Here is a 7173-nt window from a genome sequence, read left to right as displayed (position 1 = left end):
CCACCGGGCCTCTCGTACGAGACCGTCAGACCCTCAAGCCGTCAGGTCCTCAGCCGTCACGCCGTCACGCGACGACGTCCGACTCGGCCGTCCTCGGCTCGCTGACGCTCGGGTCGGGGCCGCTCACCGAGGTCTGGGGCGTCGACGGCGGGGGCGCCGTGTCCGTGTCCGACGGCTCCTCGGAGGGCACCTCCGTGGACGGGTCGGGGGACGTCGAGGGCGTCGGGTCGGAGGGGTCCCCGGACGGGCCCGGCGGGTCCTCCGAGGGCTCCGTGGGCTCCTCCTCCGAGGCCGACGGGGAACCGCCGGGCGACGAACTGCCGCCGTCGGACGGGGTGCCCGAGGGCGAGGACGAGTCGGAGGGCTCGGCGCTGTCCGAGGGGCCGGTGGGGCTCGGGGAGTCGGGTCCCGCCGGAACGCCGCCCGGGTTGTACGTCGAGGTGTCGACCGGCTGCTCGGCGGGCAGACCGTCGTCACCGTTCCGGTCGTCCGGGTCCGTGGACTGTTCCGTACGGACCTTGTCCGGCGGCAGCGGGTCGCCGTCCGAGCTCGCGCCCAGGGTCACGACCGTACCGAGCACCGCGGCGAGTACGGCGCCCGCGCCCGCCGCGACCAGGTTGCGCCGGGCGCCGCCCAGCGGCGGGCGGCGGGAGTGGCCCGGGGAGGCGGAGCGGGACGCGGCGTGGGCCGGCCGGGGGCCGGAGCCGGGCGGGACGACGGGGATGTCGCGCCGGGTCACCATCGCCATGCTCTCGCCGGACCCGGACCCGGCACCCGCACCCGCACCCGCGCCTGCCCCGAGGCCGGTCGCGGTGCCCGTACCCGCCCCGTGGGCGGCGGCGCCCGCCCCCGGGTGCGACGGCTTCGACAGCCCCGGCAGTTCGGGGAGTCCGGCCGCCCGCGCGAGCGGCTCCTTGTACCGTACGGTCGGCGCCTCCGAGCCCGGCGGCTTCGGCCCGGCCAGCGCGGCCTCGCGGTCGGTGACCAGGGCGAGCGCCCGGCGCCCGGCGACCGTGCCGATCTTGTCGGCGAGGGCGCCGCGCATCCCGATCGACGCCTCCAGCTCGGCGCGGGCGCGGTCCAGATTGCCGACGCAGAGGGCGAGAACGCCCAACTCGTGGTGGAAGTACGCCTCTTCGGCGACCTCCCCGGCCATCCTGGCGGCCTCGGAGCCGGCCCGCAGGGCCCGTTCCCAGGCGCCCCAGTGCAGCCCCGCGAGGAACGCGGGCGCGGCGCTGCGGGCGAGCAGGACGGCGGCGCTGGGGTGGCCCGCCTCCGTGCCCGGCACCAGCGGCGCCATCGCCGCGAGGATGGCGTCCGCCTCGGTGGCGGCGCGCTCGGGGGTGACCGAGGGGTGCCCGGACCACCAGGCGTAGTGCTGGGCGGCGGTGTGGGCGTGGGCGACCGCGTCGTCCCCGTACCCCTGCGCCTCCAGTTGCGCGGCCACTCCGGCCGCGAGCCGGTAGCGCCCGCCGACGGGGGTGAGCAGTCCGCAGCTCATCAGTTCGCCGAGGGCGGCGTCCGCGTGGGTGTCGCCCACCAGCGCGGGCAGGTGCGCCTGGTGCGGGACCTCGCCGCCGAGCGCCACGGCGAAGCGCAGGGTGGCGCGTGCGGCCTCGCTCAGCCGGGCGGCGAGCGGGGCGGCGGGCGCGGCGCCCTCGCCGAGGGTGGGCAGCGGGACGTCGTAGCCGCCGGGGACGGCCGAGGAGGCGGCCGGCCCGCTCTCGGCGCCGGATGCGCCGGGTGTGCCGGACGCACGCTCCGGCGTGCGCTCGAAGGGGCGTACGAAGGGCTCGAACTCGTCGACCGCGTCGGCTCCGGCGCGCGCCTGATCGCGCTGGCGCAGCAGCGCCCCGGCCTGGACGAAGCGCAGCGGCAGCCCCTCGGACTCGAACCAGAGGTCGCCCGCCCAGTTGGCCTCCTCGTCGGTGAGCGGCCGTTCGACGACATGTTCCAGGAGTTCCAGCGAGGAGCCGCGGCCCAGTCCGCCGAGGGTGACCTCTTCGAGCCGGGCGTCCGGCGAGGGCACGGCGGTCTCGGGGGTCGCGGCGCACAGATAGGCGCACTCCGGGGTCGCGGCGAGGAGTTCGTCCAGCGCCTCGCCGCCCAGTTCCAGGTCGTCCAGGACGACGACGGCGCCGATGTCCTTCACCCGGTCGAGGAGTTCGGCCCGGTCAGGGCGGACCAGCGGTGAGCGGTGGACGGCCGCGTACAGCTCGTACAGCAGCTCGGTGGCAGTGCGGCGGTACCCGGAGAGCCGGACGACGCCGTCGGGCGCGAGCTCCGCGCAGTCCGCGGCCACGGCCTCGGCCAGGGCCGTACGACCGGACCCGGCGGGCCCGGTGAGGCGTACGGAACGGCCGCGCCCCAGCAGCTCCGTCAGCTTGGCGCGCTCCTCGCCCCGCTCCAGCAGCGGGAGCGCGGGCGCCGCGGGCCCCGCCGGTACGGGCGGGCGCCCGGCGCGCTGGACGCCCGCGCGCTCCTGCGGGGTGAGCCGCGCGGGCGCGGTGTGTTCCCGTCCCGGCGGGCGGAGTTCGATCTCGCTGCCGTCGACGGGGTTGACGGTCACCAGCAGGTCGCCGGAGACGAGCTGGACCGTACGGACGGGCTGCGCGGGGGTGATGGGGCCCGCGGCGCCCTTGATGTGGGCGACGGCCGGGGGCGCGGCGGACGCCGGGGCAGGGGTCGGCACGCCGGGCGTGATCGACACCCGGGGCGGGCGCGGCGGTTCGGCCTCGCCCGCCGACCCCGTGGTACGGCTCTCGTGCACGCTCACCACGGCGGGTTCGACGTCCTCGCCACCGGGGCGGCGGGTGTCGTCACCGCCTCCGGGGCGTGCCTCGTGGCCGCCGTCGGCGCGGGCGTCGTGTCCGCTCTCCCCGCGCGCGTCCTGCCCACTGTCCCGGCGCGCTTCGTCGTACCGGCCGTCGGGACGCGCGGCGTCACCGCGCGCGTCGTCGTCGCGCCGGCCGTGCTCCTCCGGCCCCCGGCTTATCGGGTCCATGGTGAAAAGCCCCCAGATCGTGGCGTGCCGTTGGCCCGGCCTCACACGCCCATCCGCCGCTTCTGGTCCGGTGCCCGCTCCTCAGGGTCCGTCGATCCGCGGACGGGGCGGACCCTGAACCTCCGCACAGTATCTACGAACAGGCGGGGTGACACCTCGTCCGGGACATCACGGTCTCGTGAGGATTGTGCGAGGTGACCAGGTCAGCCCTGGTCAGACCCGAGGGAGCGATTCTGCGGCGATGCCGCCCTCGATGGCGAGGATACGGTGCAGCCGGGTGGCCACCAGCAGACGCTGCATCTGCGGCGGGACACCCCTCAGCACAAGCCTCCGGCCACACCGCCCGGCGCGTCGGTGGGCTCCCATGATGACGCCGAGTCCGGTGGCGTCCCAGGAGTCCAGTTCGGTCAGGTCCAGCACCAGATCGCCGGCTCCGTCGTCGACGGCCGAGTGCAGGACCGTACGGGCGTCCGCCGCGCTGCGTACGTCGAGGCGGCCCCCGACGACCAGCTCGGCGTGGTCGCCCCTGATGTGCATATGCTCTCCCCGAGTCTTCTTCCGTGCTCCGGCCTGTTCTGTTCTGTTCCTGTCTTCACACAACTGACTGCCATACGGCCCGAGAAGTTGCCGTCTGTTGGCGAACCGATATCGAATTCACCCCGTGGAGTGAGGGAAACGGCCGACGCGGCCGGCACCACGTGGGGCGCCGACCGGACTTCAGTGCTTGTAGAACCCCTGCCCGCTCTTGCGGCCGATGTCACCCGCGTCCACCATCCGGCGCATCAGCTCCGGCGGCGCGAACTTCTCGTCCTGGGTCTCGGCGTAGATGTTGCCCGCCGCGTGGAGCAGGATGTCGACACCCGTGAGGTCGGCCGTGGCGAGCGGGCCCATGGCGTGGCCGAACCCCAGCTTGCAGGCGATGTCGATGTCCTCGGCGGACGCGACGCCCGACTCGTACAGGGCCACGGCCTCCATGACGAGCGCGGAGATGAGCCGGGTGGTCACGAACCCGGCCACGTCACGGTTGACGACGACGCAGGTCTTGCCGACGGACTCGGCGAACTCCCGTGCGGTGGCGAGGGTTTCGTCGCTGGTCTTGTAGCCGCGCACCAGTTCGCACAGCCGCATCATCGGCACCGGCGAGAAGAAGTGTGTCCCGACGACGCGCTCCGGGCGCGCGGTGACCGCCGCGATCTTGGTGATCGGGATGGCCGAGGTGTTGGAGGCGAGGACCGCGTCCTCCCGTACGAGCTTGTCGAGCGTACGGAAGATCTCGTGCTTGACGTCGAGCTGTTCGAAGACGGCCTCGACGACGATGTCCGCGTCGGCCACGGCGTCCAGGTCGGTCGTCGTGGTGATCCTGGCCAGCGCCGCGTCGGCGTCGGCCTCCTCCAGCCTGCCCTTGGCGACGAACTTGCCGTACGAGGCCCTGATGCCGTCGACACCCCTGGCCAGGGCCGCGTCGGTGACATCGCGCAGCACGACGTCCCAGCCCGCGTGGGCCGAGACCTGCGCGATTCCGGACCCCATCAGTCCGGCCCCGATGACGGCGAGCTTCCTGGCCACAACGCACCCCACGTTTCCCGGTCGGCTTCTGTTCAGATTTAACGCATGTTTACTTCTGATGCCTCTGCCGGAGGTTAGCGGTCGGGGCGCGCCGTGTAACGGTGAAGAGATGCGCGTCACGTCTCACATGACGGACATCACACCGCCGTGCACCGTCCGCGCGCCCCCGCCCGCCCCTCACACCCCATCGGGCGGCGCGCGCGGCGCACTTGACCGCCCCGACCGGACCGGCTCCTCATTAGGGTGGCCATATGGTCAATCTGACACGCATCTACACCCGTACCGGCGACCAGGGCACGACGAACCTGGGCGACATGAGCCGTACCGCCAAGACCGATCCGCGGATCGCCGCGTACGCCGACGCCAACGAGGCCAACGCGGCCATCGGCACCGCGATCGCGCTGGGGCAGCTCTCCCCGGAGATCGTGAAGGTCCTGGTCCGCGTCCAGAACGACCTCTTCGACGTGGGCGCCGACCTCTCGACCCCCGTCGTCGAGAAGCCGGAGTTCCCGCCGCTGCGCGTCGAGCAGACGTACGTCGACAAACTGGAGGCGGACTGCGACCACTTCCTGGAGGGGCTGGAGAAGCTGCGCAGCTTCATCCTGCCCGGCGGCGCGCCCGGCGCGGCGCTGCTGCACCAGGCGTGCACGGTCGTCCGGCGGGCCGAGCGCTCGACGTGGGCGGCGCTGGAGGTGCACGGCGAGGTGATGAACGCGCTGACGGCGACGTATCTGAACCGCCTCTCCGACCTCCTGTTCATCCTGGCGCGCGCGGCCAACAAGGAGGTCGGGGACGTGCTCTGGGTCCCGGGCGGCGAACGCTGACGGCCGCCCGGGGGCGGTTCAGCGCCGCGCCGGCCGCGCGGGCCGCTCCGCCGGGTCCGCCGACTCGCCCCGGGCCGCCGGATCCGCCGGGCCGGACGGCTGCCCCGGCGCCTTCTTCGGCCAGAGCGCGTACGTCAGGGCGATCACGCCGTGGATCCCCGCGGCCCGCACCGCGGTGAGCTGCCAGGCCGTCAGGGACCCGGTGTCGTTCGCGTCGCCCACGTACACGACCGCGAGCTGGAGCAGCCCGATCGCGACCCCGGCGCCGAGCAGCGTACGCAGCCACAGCTTGCCCTCGTGGCGGGCGCGGGCGGCCCCGTAGCGCGGGGGCTTGCGCGGCGGCGGGGCGCCCGCGAGGCGGTGCGCCGCGTGGCCGTCGAGCCACGCGACCGTGTAGTGGCCGTACGCGACGGTGTAGCCGATGTAGAGCGCCGCGAGGCCGTGCTTCCAGTCCGGCTCCGCGCCGTTCCTCAGGTCGACGGCCGTGACCGCCAGCAGGACGATCTCCAGCACCGGCTCCAGCAGCAGGACCGCCGCCCCCAGCCGCCGCATCCCCGCCAGATAGCGCAGCGCGAGACCGGCGGCCAGCAGCACCCAGAATCCGACCTCGCAGATGATGATCAGTGTGACGATCACGCCACCTCTCCTCTCCCTCGCACCCAGCCTCCCGGCGCGGCCGGCGCGGCGCGTCGTCGCCGGTGACGAGAGACGACTGCATCCTTCGATGTACTCCGGTGTGCCACGGGCTCCGTCGGTGTGGTGAGGCCGTCGCACGGCGCGCCGTGTTGGATGGAACGGTGACCGCCACCCGCCTCCCCTCCCGTCGCACAGGCGTCCCGCGCGGCGCCCGGCCGCACCGCCACGACGGGGCGATCGCCGCGGTGGGGCTCGGCTGCGGTCTCGTCCTGTGGGGCATCGGTCTGGGCATGCACGGGCGCCAGGTGCCGCTGCCCGGGGCGTGGGTGCTGCTGCCGCTGGTCGTGCTGGCCGGGACGGAGCTGCTGCGCAGGACCGCGCCGCGGACCGCGCTGCCGGTGGCCACGGCCGCCCTGGTCGCGGACCAGTTCACGACGGGCAGTGTGGCGACGGTGGTGATGTACACGGACGTGATGTACGCGGCGGTGCTGTACGGGACCCCGGCCGCCGCCCGCCGTATCCCCCGGATCACCGTGCTCGTCACCGTCGCGACGACCGTCGGGTTCTCCGCCTGGCTCCAGACGGTGGAGTCGCTGCTGATCGGGCTGGCCACCGGTCTGGTCACCTACGCCCCCGCCTCCACGGGCGCCCTCGTGCGCAACCACCGCGACGCCGCCGAGGCGGCCCGGCTGCGGGCACGGCAGACCGCGCTGCTGGCCGAGATCGACCGGACCCAGGCGGTGACCGCCGAGCGCGCGCGGATGGCGCGTGAGCTGCACGACGTGGTCGCGGGCCATCTCTCGGCGATCGCGATCCACTCGACGGCGGCGCTCTCGCTCGACGACGCGGGGACGAGCCGGGACGCGCTCGCCGTCGTACGGGAGAACAGCGTGGCGGGGCTGGCGGAGATGCGGCGGCTGATCGGGCTGCTCCGGGAGGGCGACGGGGAGCGCGAGCCGGCCCCCGCGCCGACCCTGGGGGCGCTGGACACCCTGGTGGAACAGGCGAGGGCCAACGGCGCCGCCGGCGGGCTCGGCTTCACCCTGACCGACCGGCGCGGCCCCCCGGGCGCGCGGGGGGCCCGCCCCGGCGGCGGCGGGGGCGGGCCCCGGGGGAGTGGCCGGGAGCCCCACCGGGACCGCG

6 protein-coding genes are annotated in these 7173 nt (G+C 74.6%); 2 read left to right on the top strand and 4 right to left on the bottom strand.

Going from position 1 to position 7173, the window contains the following annotated elements; translation table 11 throughout:
* Positions 1–64: 64 nt before the first annotated feature.
* The 3 genes from ACFXPK_RS06875 to ACFXPK_RS06865 form a co-directional block, all read right to left on the bottom strand.
* Positions 65–3004, bottom strand: a complete 2940-nt coding sequence (locus ACFXPK_RS06875) for an ATP-binding protein (protein WP_385072478.1) — start codon at positions 3002–3004, stop codon at positions 65–67.
* A gap of 213 nt (positions 3005–3217) precedes the next feature.
* The gene (locus ACFXPK_RS06870; RefSeq protein ID WP_066956508.1) at positions 3218–3541 is read right to left on the bottom strand and encodes an STAS domain-containing protein; all 324 of its coding nucleotides are present in this window, start codon (positions 3539–3541) and stop codon (positions 3218–3220) included.
* Positions 3542–3721: 180 nt separating this feature from the next.
* Complete coding sequence (locus ACFXPK_RS06865) at positions 3722–4570, bottom strand: 3-hydroxyacyl-CoA dehydrogenase family protein (RefSeq protein ID WP_385072475.1); 849 nt, start codon at positions 4568–4570, stop codon at positions 3722–3724.
* Between the two features lie 251 nt (positions 4571–4821).
* Between ACFXPK_RS06865 and ACFXPK_RS06860 the strand changes: the two genes are divergently transcribed.
* A complete protein-coding gene (locus tag ACFXPK_RS06860) occupies positions 4822–5394 on the top strand; it encodes a cob(I)yrinic acid a,c-diamide adenosyltransferase (protein ID WP_385003799.1) in 573 nt (190 codons plus the stop codon).
* Between the two features lie 18 nt (positions 5395–5412).
* Here ACFXPK_RS06860 and ACFXPK_RS06855 read toward each other — a convergent pair whose 3' ends face one another.
* The gene (locus ACFXPK_RS06855) at positions 5413–6030 is read right to left on the bottom strand and encodes a hypothetical protein (RefSeq protein WP_385072472.1); all 618 of its coding nucleotides are present in this window, start codon (positions 6028–6030) and stop codon (positions 5413–5415) included.
* A 161-nt stretch (positions 6031–6191) separates the two neighbouring features.
* Between ACFXPK_RS06855 and ACFXPK_RS06850 the strand changes: the two genes are divergently transcribed.
* The coding region (locus ACFXPK_RS06850; protein WP_385072469.1) for a histidine kinase dimerization/phosphoacceptor domain-containing protein at positions 6192–7173 on the top strand (982 nt) is incomplete at its 3' end.

The organism is Streptomyces sp. NPDC059142, assembly GCF_042755665.1.
Lineage (GTDB): Bacteria > Actinomycetota > Actinomycetes > Streptomycetales > Streptomycetaceae > Streptomyces.
This window is presented reverse-complemented; position numbering and strand designations above follow the sequence as displayed.

What these genes read in the sequence shown, in the direction of transcription:
- ACFXPK_RS06875 (WP_385072478.1), bottom strand. Translation starts at nt 3,004, where the DNA reads ATGGACCCGATAAGCCGGGGGCCGGAGGAGCACGGCCGGCGCGACGAC.
- ACFXPK_RS06870 (WP_066956508.1), bottom strand. Translation starts at nt 3,541, where the DNA reads ATGCACATCAGGGGCGACCACGCCGAGCTGGTCGTCGGGGGCCGCCTC.
- ACFXPK_RS06860 (WP_385003799.1), top strand. Translation starts at nt 4,822, where the DNA reads ATGGTCAATCTGACACGCATCTACACCCGTACCGGCGACCAGGGCACG.